Below are 17365 nucleotides of genomic sequence, written 5' to 3'. Positions count from 1 at the left end.
CGAGGATATTGGGGAGGAAGACATGGCTTTGTCCAAGCACACCGCGATTCTGCGCACCCGTTCGGCGCTTTCGAAGGGCGCGAGCGCCCAGGCGATTGGCGCCGCACTGCTGCTGTTCGGCGCAACGCCGGCTTTCGCACAGGACACCACGCCCGCGCCGGCACCCGCCGACCAGACCGCCGACAATGGCGATGATGCCGCGCTGGTCGTCACCGGCATCCGCGCCTCGCTGACCTCGTCGGCGAACATCAAGCGCAACAATGTCACGATCGTCGACTCGGTCTCGTCGGAAGACATCGGCAAGCTGCCCGACGTCTCGATCGCCGACTCGCTCGCCCGCATCCCGGGCGTCACCGCGCAGCGTCTCGAGGGCCGAGACCAGCGCCTGTCGATCCGCGGCCTGGGCCCGGACTTCTCGACCACGCTGCTGAACGGCCGCGAGCAGGTCACCGTTGGCGACAATCGCGGCGTCGAATATGACCAGTATCCGTCGGAATTCTTCAAGAACGTCAACGTCTACAAGTCGGCCGACGCTTCGCTGATCGCGGCGGGCATTGCCGGCACTGTCGACCTGCGCATGCTGCGTCCGCTCGACCAGAAGAAGAACACCTTCATCGTCTCGGCCCGCGGCCAGATGAACGAGACCGACAAGCTCAATCCGGACGGCACGCGCTACGGCTACAAGGCCTCTGCCACCTATGTCGGCAAGTTCGCCAATGACACGCTGGGCATCGCGCTCGGCGTCTCGGCGCAGAGCACGCCCACCCAGATCGAGCGCTATGCAGCCTGGGGCTTCCCGAACGAGCCGCTCGCCGGCGGTAACTTGTTCCTCGGCGGCGCCAAGCCCTATGTCCAGTCGAACCTGCTGAAGCGCTATGGCGGCGTTGCTACGGTGGAATGGGCGCCGAGCGACAATTTCCACTCGACGCTCGACGTGCTCTATTCGAACTTCAAGGAAACCCAGCGGCTGCGCGGCATCGAGTTCGGCATCGCGCCGACCTGGGGCTCGAACGGCAACATCGCGCCGGGCTACAAGGTCGAGAACGGCCTGGTCACCGATGCGACGATCAGCAACCTCGTCAACGTCCAGCGCAACGACCTCAACGAGCGCAAGGCCGAGAACATCTCGATCGGCTGGAACAACGACTGGAAGCTCAGCGACACGATCCACTTCAACGTGGATGCCAGCTGGAGCCGCGCCACCCGCACCGACTTCCTGCTCGAGACCTATTCGGGCACCGGCTATAATTCGAGCGGCGTGAAGGACACGGTCCACATCACGCAGAACGACAACGGCACCTACAATATCGTGCCGACGCTCGATTATTCGAACACCAGCATCATCCGCCTGACCGACCCGCGCGGCTGGGGCTATAACGGCACCACTGCCGTGGTGCAGGCCGGCTTCCTCAACCGCCCCGACTTCACCGACGACCTCAAGTCGCTGCGCGCCAGCTTCAAGGGCGAGATCGGCGGCAGCGTGCTGAGCGGCTGGGAAGTCGGCGGCAACTATAGCCGCCGCGAAAAGCAGAGCCGCTACACCAGCTACTTCCTCTGCCCCAAGGGCGCCGGCACCAACTGCACCGTCGCCAGCGGCACGCCGACCAGCGTCGCAGTGCCAGCCGATGCGATCTTCAGCGAGAGCGTGAGCCTCGACTATCTGGGCGTGCCCAAGATGCTGACGCTCGACCCGATGAAGGTCTATGCGCTGCTCAACTCGGTCTATGACAATCGTCCGGACTCGCTGGTGCGCGACAACACCGTCACCGAGGACGTGCTGACCGGCTATGCCAAGCTGACCGTCGATGGCGATGTGGGCGGCAAGGCGCTTAAGGGCTCGCTCGGCGTGCAGGTCGTGCACACCAAGCAGAGCGGCGACGGCCAGATCGCCAGCCTGCTCAATGGCGCGGTGACGATCTCGCCGGTGGCGAACGAAACCAGCTACACCAACTTCCTGCCCTCGGCCTCGTTCAGCCTCGAGCTGCAGCCCAGCTTCTACATCAAGCTCGGTGCCGCGCAGACAATGGTGCGCCCGCGTCTCGACCAGGAGCGCGTGACCCAGGCGGTGTCGATCGACATCTCGAAGATCGGCATGGGCAGCCTGCCGCAGAACAGCCCGTTCAGCTCGAACGGTGGCAACGCCAATCTGCGCCCGTACAAGTCGACCAACATCGACATCTCGTTCGAGAAGTATCTCGGCAACAGCGGCGGCTATCTGGCGCTGACCGGCTTCTTCAAGCACCTGACCGACTTCGTCGACCCGAACAATTCGGTGCTCTACGACTTCTCGGCGCTGCTCCCGGCGCTGACGCCGGCGCAGCAGGCGGTCGTGCGGTCGCAGAATGCGCAGATCGGCCTGGTCAGCGCGCCGGCCAACACCGGGCGTGGCGACATCCTGGGTGTGGAAGCCACTGCCTCGCTGCCCTTCAGCGTGTTCAGCAGCGCGCTTGACGGGTTCGGCGTCTTCGCCAGCGGCACCTATGTCGACAGCAAGATCCGCTACGCCGCCAGCGCGACGCCGATCACGCTGCCGGGCCAGTCCAAGTGGGTCGCCACGGGCACGGCCTATTTCGAGAAGAACGGCTTCCAGGCGCGTGCGACCTATCGCTGGCGTGACAGCTTCCTGGCGGAGCTGGCCGGTCTTTCGGCGAACCCGGAATATCGCCTGGGCCGCTCGGAAGGCGTGCTCGACGCGCAGATCGGCTATGAGTTCAAGAGCGGGCCGCTGGCCGGTCTCTCGATCCTGGCGCAGGGCAAGAACCTGACCGATCAGCCCTTCATCACCACCGAGGCGACCGACAGCCGCCTCGTCCGCGAATATCAGCGTTACGGCCGCGACTATTATCTCGGCATCTCGTACAAGTTCTGATCCCCCCGGCTGTGGCCCGGCTTCCCTGCCGGGCCACCTGTTTTTCGAGGCGCTGACGTGAAGAGTGAGCAGCCGATCCGGATCGTGATCGCGGGCGGCGGCACCGCGGGCTGGATGGCCGCGGCGGCGTTCGCGCGGTTCCTTGGTCCCCGCTTCCAGATCACCCTGGTCGAGTCCGAGGAGATCGGCACGGTCGGGGTGGGCGAGGCGACGATTCCGCAGATCCGGCTGTTCAATGCCGGGCTGGGGATCGACGAGAACCAGTTCATGGCCGCCACCCAGGCGAGCTTCAAGCTGGCCATCGAGTTCGTCGGCTGGACCAAAGGCGGGCGCTACATGCACGCGTTCGGCGATGTCGGCCGCGAGAACGGCCTGCTCGCCTTCCAGCATAGCTGGCTGCGTGGAATGGCCGAGGGCGTCGCCAAGCCGCTCGCCGCCTATTCGCTCAACAATGCCGCAGCGCTGGCCAACCGGATGCAGCGCGGGCCAGCGCGAACGGCGCGGGTGTTGCCCGAAATGCCCTATGCCTTCCATTTCGACGCCGGGCTCTATGCCCGCTTCCTGCGCGGGCTTGCCGAGAGCGGCGGCGTGCAGCGGGTGGAAGGACGCATCGTCTCGGTCGAGCGGGACGGGGAGAGCGGCGATGTCACCGCGCTCAGGCTCGACGGCGAGCGCGAAGTTGCCGGCGATCTGTTCCTCGACTGCACCGGGTTCCGCGCGCTGCTGATCGGCGAGACGCTCGGCGCCGGCTATGAGGGCTGGAGCGACCTGCTCCCCTGCGACCGCGCCATGGCCGTGCCCTCCGAGCGCGCGCAGGACTTCACCCCTTATACCCGCGCCACCGCGCACGGCGCCGGCTGGCAATGGCGCATCCCGCTCCAGCATCGCACCGGCAACGGTTTGGTCTATGCGAGCGCGCATCTCTCCGACGACGAAGCGGCGGCGCGGCTGCTCGCCGGGCTTGACGAGAAGCCGCTCGGCGATCCCCGGCCGCTGCGCTTCACCGCGGGCAAGCGGGCGAGCTTCTGGAAGCACAATGTCATCGCGCTCGGGCTGGCCAGCGGCTTTCTCGAGCCGCTGGAATCGACCAGCATCCATATGATCCAGTCGGCGATCGAGCGGATCCTCAGGCTGCTGCCGGGGCGCAAGGTCAGCCAGGTCCAGCGCGACGAATATGATCGCCAGGCGCATTTCGAATATGATCGCGTTCGCGATTTCCTCGTGCTCCATTATTGGGCCAATGATCGCGACGAGCCCTTCTGGGTCGAGCGCCGCGCCTCGGCCTTGCCCGAGAGCCTCCAGCACAAGATCGCGCTGTGGCGTGCCTCCGGCCAGATCGTGCGCGAAGGGGCGGACCTGTTCGGCGAAGTCGCCTGGCTGCAGGTGCTGGCAGGGCAGGGGATTTCGGCCGAAGGCTATCATCCGGTCGCCGACCTGCCGAGCCGTGCCGAGATCGCCGAATATCTCGAGTTGATCGAACTGCTGGGCGCCCGCGAAGTCGGCCAGATGCCTGATCATGCTGCGTATGTGGCGCAGCATTGCGCATGAAGCTGGCGGTCGCCCTCCTTGCCACGATCGCCGCGATGCCCGCCGCCGCGCAGGATTATCGCGCGCGGCTGCCGCAGGACGAAGTGATCTATTTCGTCCTGCCGGACCGGTTCGCGAACGGCGACCCCGCGAATAACCGCGGCGGCCTGGCCGGCGATCGCAGCAAGACCGGCTTCGATCCCAGCGACGCACGCTATTATCACGGCGGCGACCTCAAGGGGCTGCGCGACAAGCTGCCCTACCTCCAGTCGCTCGGCATCACCGCGATCTGGGTCGCGCCGATCTTCGTCAACAAGCCCGTCCAGGGTGGGCCTGGCCAGCAGAGCGCGGGCTATCACGGCTATTGGATCACCGACTTCACCCATGTCGATCCGCATCTCGGCACCGATGCCGAGTTCAAGGCGCTGGTCGATGCCGCGCATGCTCGGGGCATGAAGCTCTATATGGACATCGTCGTGAACCACACGGCGGACGTGATCCAGTATCGCGAGTGCGGCGCGTGCGCCTATCGCAGCCGCGCGGACTATCCGTACCAACGCCGTGGCGGGGTGAACGGCGCACAGATCAATCCGGGCTTCGACGGCGATGCGACCGGGGACTTCAGCAAGCTGACCGATCCGAGCTACGCCTATACGCCGTTCGTCCCTGCCGCGGAGAAGGCGGCCAAGCACCCGGCCTGGCTCAACGACCCGATCTATTACCATAACCGGGGTGACTCGACCTTCGCCGGCGAGAGCTCGACGATGGGCGATTTCATCGGGCTCGACGATCTGATGACCGAGCATCCGCGCGTGCTCGCGGGCATGATCGACATCTTCGGCGGCTGGATCGACCGGTTCGGCGTCGACGGGTTCCGCATCGATACCGCGCGGCATGTGAACCCCGAATTCTGGCAGGCCTTCGTCCCCGCGATGCTCGAGCGCGCGCACGCCAAGGGAATCCCGAACTTCCACATCTTCGGCGAGGTCGCCGATCCCGCCGCCCAGGCCGCCCACACGATCACCGCCCGGCTGCCCTCGGTGCTCGATTTCGCGTTCCGCCAAGCGCTGCTCGACAGCGTCGCGGGGACCAAGGGCACTGATGTGTTCGAGAAGCTGTTCGACGGCGATGTGCTCTACGCGCATGGCTTCGATACTGCGATCCAGCTGCCGACCTTCAGCGGCAACCACGACAATGGCCGTTTCGCCTGGTTCGTGCGCAAGGCGTTTCCAGAGGCGAGCGAGGCCGAAGTCCTCGAGCGCGTCCTCCTCTCCAACGCGCTGCTGCTCACGCTGCGCGGCGTGCCGACCATCTATGCCGGCGACGAGCAGGGCTTTGCCGGCGGCGCGAACGATGTCGATGCGCGTGAGGACCAGTTCGGCAGCAAGGTGCCGGACTATGTAGCCCGCAAGCTGGTCGGTACCACTGCCAGCATCGCCACCCCGCGCTTCGACGAGACCAACCCGATCTTCCGCGAGATCACCAGCCTTGCCCGGTTGCGCACCGCCACCCCTGCGCTGACCCGCGGCCGCCAGTTGTTGCGCGCGCGCGAGGACAAGCCGGGACTCCTGGCCCTGTCGCGCTTCGATCCCGTCACCGGCGGCGAAGTGCTGCTCGCCTTCAATACCTCGACCACCGCGATCACCCGACAGGTGCAGGTCGAGACGCGCTCCACGCATTTCCATCCGCTCGCCGGAAGCTGCGCCCCCCAGGCGAGTGCCCCCGGTTCCCTAACCATCAGCCTGCCACCGCTCGGATATGCGGTGTGCGCGGCGGAGACCCGACCGTGAACCAGCCTGCCGCAAAAGCGGAACTCCAGAACGACCAGCCCTGGTGGCGGGGTGCCACGATCTACCAGATCTACCCGCGCAGCTTCTTCGATTCGAACGGCGACGGCATCGGCGACCTGCCGGGCATCACCGCGCGGCTCGACCATGTCGCCAGCCTCGGCGTCGATGCGATCTGGCTCTCGCCCTTCTTCAAGTCGCCCATGGCCGATTTCGGCTATGACGTGGCCGACTATCGCGACGTCGATCCGATCTTCGGTACGCTCGCCGATTTCGACGCGCTGATCGCCCGCGCGCATGCGCTGGGGCTGCGCGTGCTGATCGATCAGGTCTGGGCGCATACCTCCGACGAGCACGCCTGGTTCGTCGAGAGCCGGGCAAGCCGCGATAATCCCAAGGCCGACTGGTATGTCTGGCACGACGCCAAGCCGGAGGGTTCGCCGCCGACCAACTGGCAGTCGGTCTTTGGCGGCCCGGCCTGGACCTGGGACGCGCGGCGCGGCCAGTATTACATGCACAATTTCCTGAAGGAGCAGCCCCAGCTCAACTGCCACCATCCCGAGGTGCAGGAGGAGCTGCTCGCGATCACGCGCTTCTGGCTCGATCGCGGAGTCGACGGCTTCCGCATCGATGCGATCAACTTCTCGATGCACGACCCCGAATTCCGCGACAATCCGCCGGCGCCCGATTCCAACACGCCGCGGACGCGCCCGTTCGACTTCCAGCTCCATATCTACAACCAGAGCCACGCCGACATCCCACCGTTCCTCGAGCGGCTGCGCGGTGTGTTCGACGAATATCCCGATCGCTTCACCGTCGCCGAAGTCGGCGGGGCCGATGCCGACCGCGAGATGAAGCTGTTCACTGCCGGCAGCAACCGGCTGAACACGGCGTACGGCTTCGACTTCCTCTACGCTGCCAGCCTGACCGCAGCGGCGGTGCGCGAGGCGCTGGAGAACTGGTCGAGCGACGGCAGCTGGCCGAGCTGGGCGTTCGAGAATCACGACGCGCCGCGCGCCGTCTCGCGCTGGGCCGCGCCCGCGCAGGCCGATGCGTTCGCGCGGATGAAGATGCTGCTGCTCGCGGCGCTGCGCGGGAATATCTTCCTCTATTACGGCGAGGAGCTCGGGCTCGACCAGGTCGAGATCGCGTTCGAAGACCTCCAGGACCCCGAGGCGATCGCCAACTGGCCACGGACTCTGTCGCGCGACGGCGCCCGCACTCCGATGCCCTGGCAGGCGAATGCGCCGCAGCTCGGCTTCACCAGCGGCAAGCCCTGGCTGCCGGTCGGCCCCAACCACGCCCGGCTCGCAATCGACGTGCAGGATGCCGATCCGGGTTCGCTGCTCGCCTGGACCCGCAAAGTGCTAGCGCTGCGCAACAGCTCGCCAGCGCTGCGCACCGGTGACATCACCTTCCTCGATGCGCCGGGCGAGCTGATCGCCTTCGAGCGCGAAGGGGAGGGCGAGCGCTTGCTCTGCGTGTTCAACCTGGGCGATGCCGCGCAGCATTGGATGCCTGAGGAGGCTTCGCACTGGCGCCCGCTGCTCGCCACTTGCAGCACCGACGACTGGACCTTTGCCCCCCATGCCGGGTTGATCGCCCGCACCGAAAACTGAGGAATCGCCATGAAGCTCGCCCCCCTCGCGCTGGCCTTCGCTGCCTTCACCTTCACGGCGCCCGCGCTGGCTCAGGACGATCTGTCGCAGAAGACCGACGGCAATGTCGTCGCCCGCGCCGCCTCGCCCGACGGCAAGCTCACCGTGACGATCAGCCTCGATAATGAAGGCCGCGCCAGCTATGCCGTCCAGCGCGCCGGCAAGCCGATGCTGACCGACAGCCGGCTCGGCTTCCTGTTCACCGATGCGCCCAAGCTCGACCGCAACATGAGCCTGGTGGAGATCAAGCGCGACAAGTCGGACACCAGCTGGACCCAGCCCTTCGGCGAGTGGACGACGATCCGCGACAACCACAATGAGATGACGGTTCGTCTTCGGGAAAAGGCCGATCTCAAGCGCGAGATGGACGTCACTTTCCGCATCTTCGACGACGGTATCGGCTTCCGCTACACGCTGCCGGCCCAGGCCAACCTCAAGCACGCCAACATCGCCGACGAGCTGACCGAATTCGCATTCGCCGAGCCGGGCACCGCCTGGTGGAAGCCGGCCTATCTGTGGAACCGCGAGGAATATCTCTACAACAAGACCGCGCTCGACGCGGTCGGCACCGCGCAGACGGTGATGACGATCAAGCTCGCCAGCGGCACGCATGTCGCGGTGCACGAGGCGGCTTTGGTCGACTATGCCGCGATGAACCTGCAGCGCGCCGAGGGGAACACCTTCAAGGCCTCGCTCACCCCCGGCGCGGGCGCGCCCAAGGTGTCGCGCGATGCAGGCTTCTCCACGCCGTGGCGGACGCTCGCCATCGCCGATGACGCGGCCGGCCTCTACGCCGCCAGCCGGATGACGCTCAACCTCAACGAGCCGAACAAGCTTGGCGACGTCTCGTGGATCAAGCCGGGCAAGTTCGTCGGTGTGTGGTGGAACATGATCAAGGGCGAATGGACCTGGTCGCGCGGCCCCAAGCACGGCGCCACCACTGCGCATGTGAAGGAATATATCGACTTCGCCGCGGCCAACCATATCCCCGGCGTGCTCGTCGAGGGCTGGAATGTCGGCTGGGACGGCAACTGGTTCGGCAATGGAAACGAGATGAACTTCGACCAGCCGACCGAGGATTTCGACGCCGCCGAGCTGGCGCGCTATTCCAAGGCCAAGGGCGTCTATCTGATCGGTCATAACGAAACCGGCGGTTCGGCGAGTCACTATGACAGCCAGCTCGACCGCGCGTTCAAATATGCCCAGGACCACGGCATCCCGGTGGTGAAGACCGGCTATGTGACGGACGCCGGCCAGATCGAGCGCGTCGATCCCGACGGCTCGCAGCACCGCGAATGGCATGAGAGCCAGTGGATGGTGAACCACCATCTCCGCGTCGTGGAGACCGCTGCGAAATATCATGTCTCGATCGACAGCCACGAGCCGGTCAAGGACACAGGCCTGCGCCGCACCTTTCCGAACTGGGTGGCACGCGAGGGCGGCCGCGGCATGGAATATAACGCCTGGGAAGGCGGCAAGAACCCGCCCGAGCATGAGGCGAATATGGTCTTCACGCAGCTGCTCGGCGGGCCGATGGACTTCACTCCCGGCGTGCTCAGCCTGAGCGGCTCGAACGGCTCGGCGATCAAGTCGACCATCGCGAAGCAGCTCGCGCTCTATGTGGTGCTCTATTCGCCGGTCGTGATGGCTGCAGACACGCCCGAGAACTACGCGAAATATCCGCGCGAGATGAAGTTCATCCGCGACGTCCCGACCGACTGGAGCGACACCCGCGTGCTGAACGGTGAGGTCGGCGACTACGCCACGATCGCCCGCAAGGCCAAGGGCAGCGACGACTGGTATCTCGGTGCGGTCGGCGACGAGGAGCCGCGCAGCTCGACCGTGACGCTCGACTTCCTCGATGCCGGCAAGACTTACACCGCCGAGATCTATCGCGACGGCCCGGGCGCCGACTACCGAACCGATGCGCGTCACTCGATCACGATCGAAACCGTGACGGTGAAAAAGGGCGACACGCTCACCATCGCGCTGGCGCCGGGCGGCGGCGAGGCGATCCGCTTCGTCGCGCCTGCCAAGAAGGCACGCCGCCGGTGAGCAAGGCAGGGGGGCGGCCGCGCCAGGGTTTCGCCGGGCTGTGGAATATCAGCTTCGGCTTCCTAGGCATCCAGATCGGCTTCGCGCTGCAGAACGCGAATATGAGCCGCGTCTTCCAGTCGCTGGGCGAGAGCATCGAGAATCTCCCGCTGCTGTGGATCGCCGCTCCGCTGACCGGCCTGCTCGTCCAGCCGGTGATCGGCCATTATTCGGATCGGACCTGGGGCCGGTTCGGCCGCCGCCGCCCCTATTTCCTCGCCGGCGCGGTGCTGGCGGCGCTGGCGCTGTTCGGCATGCCCAATGCCCCGGTGCTGCTCGCCGCGGCGTTGCTGCTCTGGGTGCTCGACGCCTCGCTCAACATCTCGATGGAGCCGTTCCGCGCGTTCGTCGGCGACATGCTCGACAAGGACCAGCACACCGCCGGCTATGCGATCCAGACCGCGTTCATCGGCGCGGGCGCGGTGATCGGATCGGCGACGCCCTGGCTGCTCGACCATTTCGGCGTGTCCAACGTCGCGGCTGGCGGCGGGCTGCCTGATACGGTGCGCTGGAGCTTCTATCTTGGCGGCGGCGCGCTGCTGCTCGCGGTGCTGTGGACCGTGCTCACCACCCGCGAATATTCGCCCGAGGAGCTTGCCGCGTTCGATGGCCTGGTCGAGCCCGCTCCGGTGGCACCGCCCGCCAGGGTCGGCGCGGGTATCCCCTGGCTTGCCGGGGGCGCCGCGCTCGGCGCGCTGGTCTTCTTCGCCGGGCTCGAAAAGGAGCTCTATCTGCTCGCCGGCTTGCTCGCGGCGTTCGGGCTCGCGCGGATGATCACCGCGGTCACCAAAGCCGGCATCCTGGGCGACCTGATGGGCGATTTCTCCGGAATGCCCGCGGTGATGAAGCGCCTCGCTGTCGTCCAGTTCTTCAGCTGGTCGGCGCTGTTCATCATGTGGATCTACACCACGCCGGTGGTGGCGCAGTATGTCTTCCATGCGCCGGATACCATTGGTGCGGTTTATAACGAGGCGGGCAACTGGGTCGGGATCCTGATGGCGGCGCAGAACGCCGTGGCGACGCTTGCCGCGCTTTTCCTGCTGCGCCCGCTCGCGGGCCGGTTCGGCAAGGCCCGCACGCATGCGATCGCACTGGCGCTCGGCGCACTCGGCTATGCCAGCTTCCTGGTGATCCGTGATGCCAACGCCCTGATCGCTGCCGAGATCGGCATCGGGATCGCCTGGGCGTCGATCCTCGCCATGCCCTATGCGATCCTCGCCTCGGCGCTGCCCCAGGCCAAGCTCGGCGTCTATATGGGCCTGTTCAACGTCTTCATCGTCATTCCCCAGCTGCTGGTGGCGACGGTGATCGGCACGGTGATGCGCCATTTCTTCCCCGGCGAGCCGATCTGGACGATGGCGATCGCGGCGGCGGTAATGGGGATGGCCGCGCTGGCAACGCTCCGGGTGCGCGAAGGCTAGACCAGCTGCGCCCCCGGCCCTAGTCGATGCGAGACTATCGAGCGGGGAGTGCAGCATGATCAGCCGGAAATTCGCCTATGTCGCCGCGGCGATGCTGATCGTCGGCGGCGCGGCCGCGTTCTCCGACAAGCCCTATGGCGGCTATCTCACGCCCGGCGAGTTCGAAGTGACGAGTATCCTGCCGCCGGCACCGCAGCCAGGCGATGCGCGCTACGAATCGGATCGCGCCATTTTCCGCGGCACCCGCGCGCTGCTTGGCACGCCACGCGGCGCCCTTGCCACGTCGGACGTCGATACGTCGCCCGCCGCGCTGATGCGCGATTTCAGCTGTGCCGCAGGCGTGGCGCTCACGCCGGAGAACGCCCCGAAGCTCGCCCAGCTGGTGAAGCGCGCCGGCACGGACACCGGTGCACAGACCAACATGGCCAAGGACAGCTTCAAACGCCTGCGCCCCTTCAAGATCGACGAGGGCGAGACCTGCCAGTCAAAGGCGGAACTGGCGGACAGCTATGATTATCCCTCCGGCCATACCACGCGCGGCTGGACCTGGGCGATGATCCTCGCCGAACTTGCGCCGGATCGTGCCCAGGCGATCTTCACGCGCGGCCGCGCCTATGGCGAAAGCCGCTTTGTCTGCGGTGCGCACAACCAGAGCGCGGTGGAGGCCGGGTTCATTTCGGCCAGCACCACGATGGCGCTGGTCCGCACCAAGCCCGCCTTCAAGGCCGATCTCGAGGAAGCGCGTGGCGAGCTGGTCGCGCTCCGTGCCGATCCGTCCGCGCCGAAGCCTCAGGGCTGCGAGGCGGAGGCAGGGCTGATCGCGATGCCGGTAGTGATCCCGCCCGCGGGCCATTGATCGGCGGAGGATCGAAGCCTCCGCAATTCGCTTGGCATTCCCGGTTCTTATGTTCACAAAATGGGAAATGCTCCGTTCCCGTTCTATTTGCGGCTCTTCGTGTCGGGTTTCGCCCGCCCGCCCGTCTAGGTAGGCGACGCGGCGGAGTATGGCCGGCCTGGTTGATATGCTTGCCAAGGCAAAGCGCGCGGTCATGCGGCGAGGTGTCGCCGAACAGGATGCGGACGAGCTGGTGCAAGAGGCCTTCCTCAAGATCGAGCGCTACGAGCGCGACCAGACCGCCCGCTCGCGCGAAGCGTTGCTGGTCACGGCTGCCGTAAATCTCTCGATCGATCGCCGCCGCCGCGAGGCGCGTGCGCCCTTCGCCGATATCGGCGACCTGCATGATATCGCCGACTCGACACCCGATCCCTCGCAGATCATAGAGCAGCAAAGGCGCCTCGAGCACGCCAAGGCCGGTCTGGAAACACTGCCGGAACGTACCCGCCGTATCTTGCTGCGGCGGCGGCTCGAAGGATCCAGTTACGCCGAAATAGCGGCGGACGAGGGGATGAGTGTGGCGGCGGTGGAAAAGCAGGTGGCGCGCGCGACGCTCCAGCTGATGCAGTGGATGGACGGGTGGTGAGCCGCTCGCAGTCCCGCGCTTCGGCCGAAGCCGCCGCCTGGCTCGCCCGCTTGCAGGGCGATGCCCGCACGCCCGCGCGCGAAGCGGCGTTCAAGGACTGGCTGGCCGCCGATCCCGCGCATCAGAATGCGTTCGAGCGCGCGACTGATATCTGGGCTGCGCTGCCCGGCGCCGCGCAGTTGCTCGACGAGCCGGTTGCGCGGCCCAAGGTAGTGCCGATACGGCGGACATGGCAGCGCCTGCCGGTCGCACAGCTCGCGCTTGCCGCCTCGCTGGTGCTGGCCGTTGGGGTTGGCATATTTCTGATGCTGGCGCGGCCCGCGGCCTATTCTACTGCGATCGGCGAGCAGAAAGTGGCGACGCTGGAGGACGGCAGCCGGATCGCGCTCAACACCGACAGCAGCGTCGAGGTGCGCTACGACGCCAAGGAGCGGCTGGTCGAGCTCGACCGCGGCGAGGCGATGTTCGAAGTCGCGCACAACAGCGCGCGGCCCTTCCTGGTGCGGGCCGGCGACAAGCAGGTTCGCGCGGTCGGCACCAGCTTCGTGGTGCGGCGCGAGGGCGGCACGGTGATCGTGACGTTGCTTCAGGGCAAGGTGTCGGTGACCGATATCCGGCCCGCCGCGACCAAGCCGCTGCCGACATATCTCAATCCCGGCGATCGCCTCCGCGCGCCGCTGGAAGGCCCCGCGCAGATCGATGCGCAGCCCGCTGATATCGCCACAGCCTGGCGCCGCGGCCAGGCGATGTTCTCCGATACCCCGCTCGCGGACGCAGTCATCGAGTTGAACCGCTATGGCGGCCCGCGCCTGATCGTCGACGATCCGCGTCTTGCCGGGCTCCGCATCTCCGGCGTCTTCGCCACCAACGATACCGGGGAGTTCGCCCGCGCCGTCGCCGCCCTGCATGGGCTGCGTGTCGAGCAGGTCGGCCAGACTATGCACATCGTGCGCTGAGCTTGGACCGGGTGACATTTTTGTTTCTTCCCCATGTCGGTTTCGCAACGCAGCATCGTCTAGCTCCATGAGGGAGTAAGCGAAGGGGTCGCCGCTCCCGGGGGGAAAGCAATGCCGACCAGACTCACGCTCGCCACGCTAGCAGCCACCACCTGCCTCTTCGTCGTACCGGTCGCGCAGGCGCAAACGCGCTACAGCTTCGACATGGCCGCGCAGCCGCTCGAGGCCGCGCTCCGCTCGGTCGCCACGCGCACCTCGACCAACATCATCTTCGACGGCCCGGCCCTGCGCGGGCGCGCGGCGCCGCCGCTGCACGGCGAGTTCACTGCGCAGGCGGCGTTCCACGCGCTGCTCCAGGGATCGGGGCTTACGCTCAACGTCACTCAGGGCGGCTCGTACATCGTCGTGGCGCCCCCCGGGCAGAGCAATGTCAGCGGCGAGAACGGATCGATCACAGGCCATCTGACGCGCGACGAGGGTGGTCGCGCCCTGGCCGGCGCGCTGGTCCGCATCGTTGAGACCGGCCAGACCACTACCGCCGATGAGAATGGCGACTTTCGGTTCCCGAGCGTTACGCCGGGCCAGTACACGATGGAGATCGCGTTTCTCGGCTTCGAGACCCGTACCCAGCCGATCGTGGTGGGATCGGGAAACGCTTCGGCCATCGATCTGGCGTTGAACGAAGGGGCTGAGGAAGGCGTACCGATCGTCGTCTACGGCACCCGCAGCGCCCGCGCCAATGCGCTCAACCTGCAGCGCGCGGCCGAGAACAACACCGAAGTCGTCTCCGCAGACGATCTCGGCAACTTCACCGGCACCACCTTCGCCGATGCGCTGCGCCGCACCTCGGGCGTCTCGTTCCAGCGCGACACGGTGACCGGCGACGGCACCAACGTGATCGTGCGCGGGCTCGATCCCGACATGAACAACGTCAAGCTCAACGGCCTGCAGCTACCCGTGGGCAATGGCACCGGCCGGTCGGCGGACCTGAGCAACCTGCTCGCGGATTCGGTGAGCAAGATCACGATCAGCAAGAGCCTGATGCCCAGCCAGGACAGCGCGGGCACCGGCGGCCTGATCGAGATCGAGACGATGTCGCCGCTCAACCGGCCGCACCGCTATGCCAGCCTCCAGGTCGAAGGTGGCCTGAGCGGGCATGACTTCAGCAAGGATTTCCTGGTCTCCGGCACCATCGCCGGCCGCTTCGGCGCGCAGGACAATTTCGGCCTCAGCGCTTCGGTCCAGTATCGCCGCAACTCGGTGCGCAACATCGGCTACAACACAGTGACCAAGTTCGGCGCGTTCCTGCCGAACGCCGCGAACGGCACGCCGACGCTGACCGCGGGGGATGCGCTCAGCCCGAATGCCACCTTTCCCTTCGTGCCCGGCGATGACGGCGCCTATGTCACTCAGCTCTTCACCAACTTCAACCATGTGAAGCAGTCGACGCTGGCGGCGACGGTTTCGGCCGAATGGAATATCGGCGGCCACACCAATCTGAAGTTCGACTTCCAGCATGCCCAGGCCAATCGAACCGGCTATTCGCTGAGCGACAGCTTCACCGCGCTGAGCAAATATTCGGACGTGCCCGGCGGCGATGCGGTCTCGGCACTCCATCTGAGCCTGGCGCCCGGCAACCTCGCGATCCAGCGCGAGCAGGCGTACAGCTATGATCCTGATGCCAAGACGATTACCGATACCTACAGCTTCTCGGGCAAGAGCACCGCGGGCAAGCTGACCTTCAACTATCTCGCCGGCTATGCCCATGGCAGCGAGGATCATGACCGCAACTCGACGCTTGACCTGCGCATCCCGGACAGCGATGCCACCGCGGCGCTGTTCCAGCCCGGCGCGACCGATCCCAATCTCGGCTACATCATTACCCCCTTCGGCCGACGCAGCGGCGCCGGGATCCCGATCCCGCTGCTCAGCACCGCCGGCTGGGCGCTGATCAACAATCCGGCTGCCTATACGATCACCAACGGTACCGGCGGCATCGACACCACCACCGGCAGCAACAACCGCTACACCGGCGAGGTCAGCCTGCGCTGGGACATGGACTGGGGCTTCCTGAAGTATGTCCAGGTCGGTGCGCGCTATGAGCGCACCGAGTTCAAGCACGACCTCCGGCGCACCCAGTTCGCCGGCAACGCCTCGATCGCATCGCTCGGCCTGCCATTCTCGCCCACCGATCTTTCGCGCGTGGGCGTCTCCGGCGCCAACTTCACGGCGATGAGCGAAGGCACCGTGATCGGCTTCTTCGATCATATCGATGATTATCTCGCCAAGAATCCGCAGTTCACTCTGGCCCCGATCGCCCCCGCACTCGGCCAGGACAAGCAGGCGACGCGCGAGGACAATTACGCCGCCTATGTTCAGAGCCGGCTGCAGTTCGGCAAGCTCGAAGTGATCGGCGGCGTCCGCTACAACCGTACCGACCTGCAGGCGACCAACCTGGTATTCCCCACCTATATCGGCCCGATCCTGCCGGCGAACGGCGGCGGCTTCGGTAGCGACATCGTTTTCCAGAACCAGTTCAGCAAACTGGTGACCGAGACGGCAAAGTCGGAGGATTTCCTCCCGCGCGTGCTGTTCAACTTCCGCCAGAGCGACAATCTGATCTTCCGCGGCGGCTATTTCCTCTCGGTTGCGCGGCCGCAGATCAACGATCTGTCGCAGCAGACCCGGATCAGCTTCATCAACATCCCGATCCCGGGGCCCAACGGCGTGCTGCCGATCCTGCAGCTCAATTCGGGCAACCCGAATTTGAAGCAGGCGACCACGCATAACTTCGACCTGAGCGCCGAATATTATCACAAGATCGGCATCATCAAGCTGGGCGGCTTCTACAAGCGGATCAACAATCTGCTCCAGGCCAACCAGACCAACGGCCCGGCCCAGCTCGCCAATGTCACGCTGCCCAACAGCCCCTATTTCCAGGGCGCGCCCTATTTCGATCCGGCGCATCCGGAGCTCTATTTCATCAACGGTGGCTCACCGATCAACAGCAAGCACCCGGCGACGATCTGGGGTGTGGAGGGCCGGTTCGAGCGGCAGTTCGATTTCCTGCCGGGCGCGCTTGGCGGCCTGGGCATCATCGCCAATTACACCTTCACCAAGAGCAGCCGCTACCAGCAATATAGCTGGGCCTATGCCCCGGCCGGCCAGAGCAGCATTTATGAATTCTCGGGCCTGCCGTTCAACCAGCAGCCCAAGCATTCCGGCACGCTCGCGCTGACCTACAACAAATACGGGTTCGACGGCACGCTGGCCTATAGCTTCCAGTCCAAAACGCTGGACAATTTCTATCCGCGTGGCCTGTCGGTCTATAATCAGGACGTCCAGACGCTCGACCTGCGCGGCGAATATTACATCGATCGCGGCCGGAAATACCGGATCTATGTCGAGGCGGCAGATCTGCTCAAGGGCAGCGAGACGCCCGACGTCCAGCAGCTCATCGCCGGTTATTACACCCGCGCGACCTATCTCGGCGGCCGCAAGTTCAAGATCGGCGCCGCCGCAATCTTCTGAAGCCCTGCACGACCCTGGCCGGCTCCCCGTGCGCGGGAGCC

The 17365-nt window shown here is 65.9% G+C and carries 10 protein-coding genes; all 10 read left to right on the top strand.

The window, feature by feature from the left end; translation table 11 throughout:
- Positions 1-22: 22 nt before the first annotated feature.
- The 10 genes from HZY97_RS15975 (at position 23) to HZY97_RS15930 (ending at position 17324) form a co-directional block, all read left to right on the top strand.
- On the top strand, positions 23-2869 hold the full coding sequence (locus tag HZY97_RS15975) for a TonB-dependent receptor (RefSeq protein ID WP_180145837.1): 2847 nt from the start codon (positions 23-25) through the stop codon (positions 2867-2869).
- A 57-nt stretch (positions 2870-2926) separates the two neighbouring features.
- Positions 2927-4417, top strand: coding sequence for a tryptophan halogenase family protein (locus HZY97_RS15970; RefSeq protein WP_180145834.1), 1491 nt, complete (start codon positions 2927-2929; stop codon positions 4415-4417).
- Positions 4414-6186, top strand: coding sequence for an alpha-amylase family glycosyl hydrolase (locus HZY97_RS15965; protein ID WP_180145831.1), 1773 nt, complete (start codon positions 4414-4416; stop codon positions 6184-6186). The genes HZY97_RS15970 and HZY97_RS15965 overlap by 4 nt, the downstream gene beginning before the upstream one ends.
- Positions 6183-7802, top strand: coding sequence for an alpha-glucosidase (locus HZY97_RS15960; RefSeq protein WP_180145828.1), 1620 nt, complete (start codon positions 6183-6185; stop codon positions 7800-7802). Before HZY97_RS15965 ends, HZY97_RS15960 begins: the two co-directional genes overlap by 4 nt.
- A 9-nt stretch (positions 7803-7811) precedes the next feature.
- Positions 7812-9896 carry a glycoside hydrolase family 97 protein gene (locus tag HZY97_RS15955; protein ID WP_180145825.1) on the top strand — a complete coding sequence of 695 codons (2085 nt, stop codon included), beginning with the start codon at positions 7812-7814 and terminating at the stop codon, positions 9894-9896.
- Positions 9893-11356: an MFS transporter gene (locus tag HZY97_RS15950; RefSeq protein WP_180145822.1), complete on the top strand. Its 1464-nt coding sequence runs from the start codon at positions 9893-9895 to the stop codon at positions 11354-11356. Before HZY97_RS15955 ends, HZY97_RS15950 begins: the two co-directional genes overlap by 4 nt.
- 55 nt (positions 11357-11411) lie before the next feature.
- Complete coding sequence (locus tag HZY97_RS15945; protein ID WP_180145819.1) at positions 11412-12212, top strand: phosphatase PAP2 family protein; 801 nt, start codon at positions 11412-11414, stop codon at positions 12210-12212.
- A 148-nt stretch (positions 12213-12360) separates the two neighbouring features.
- Positions 12361-12837, top strand: coding sequence for an RNA polymerase sigma factor (locus tag HZY97_RS15940; protein WP_180145816.1), 477 nt, complete (start codon positions 12361-12363; stop codon positions 12835-12837).
- Positions 12834-13793, top strand: coding sequence for a FecR family protein (locus HZY97_RS15935; RefSeq protein WP_180145813.1), 960 nt, complete (start codon positions 12834-12836; stop codon positions 13791-13793). The genes HZY97_RS15940 and HZY97_RS15935 overlap by 4 nt, the downstream gene beginning before the upstream one ends.
- A 111-nt stretch (positions 13794-13904) precedes the next feature.
- Positions 13905-17324: a TonB-dependent receptor gene (locus tag HZY97_RS15930; protein WP_180145810.1), complete on the top strand. Its 3420-nt coding sequence runs from the start codon at positions 13905-13907 to the stop codon at positions 17322-17324.
- Positions 17325-17365 lie beyond the last annotated feature (41 nt).

Origin of the sequence: Sphingomonas sp. R-74633 (assembly GCF_013416555.1) — a bacterium.
Taxonomy (GTDB): domain Bacteria; phylum Pseudomonadota; class Alphaproteobacteria; order Sphingomonadales; family Sphingomonadaceae; genus Sphingomonas.
This window is presented reverse-complemented; position numbering and strand designations above follow the sequence as displayed.

Excerpts from the sequence above, each read along its gene's own strand:
- HZY97_RS15945 (WP_180145819.1), top strand. The coding sequence starts at position 11,412 with ATGATCAGCCGGAAATTCGCCTATGTCGCCGCGGCGATGCTGATCGTC.
- HZY97_RS15940 (WP_180145816.1), top strand. The coding sequence starts at position 12,361 with ATGGCCGGCCTGGTTGATATGCTTGCCAAGGCAAAGCGCGCGGTCATG.
- HZY97_RS15975 (WP_180145837.1), top strand. The coding sequence starts at position 23 with ATGGCTTTGTCCAAGCACACCGCGATTCTGCGCACCCGTTCGGCGCTT.
- HZY97_RS15930 (WP_180145810.1), top strand. The coding sequence starts at position 13,905 with ATGCCGACCAGACTCACGCTCGCCACGCTAGCAGCCACCACCTGCCTC.
- HZY97_RS15955 (WP_180145825.1), top strand. The coding sequence starts at position 7,812 with ATGAAGCTCGCCCCCCTCGCGCTGGCCTTCGCTGCCTTCACCTTCACG.
- HZY97_RS15965 (WP_180145831.1), top strand. The coding sequence starts at position 4,414 with ATGAAGCTGGCGGTCGCCCTCCTTGCCACGATCGCCGCGATGCCCGCC.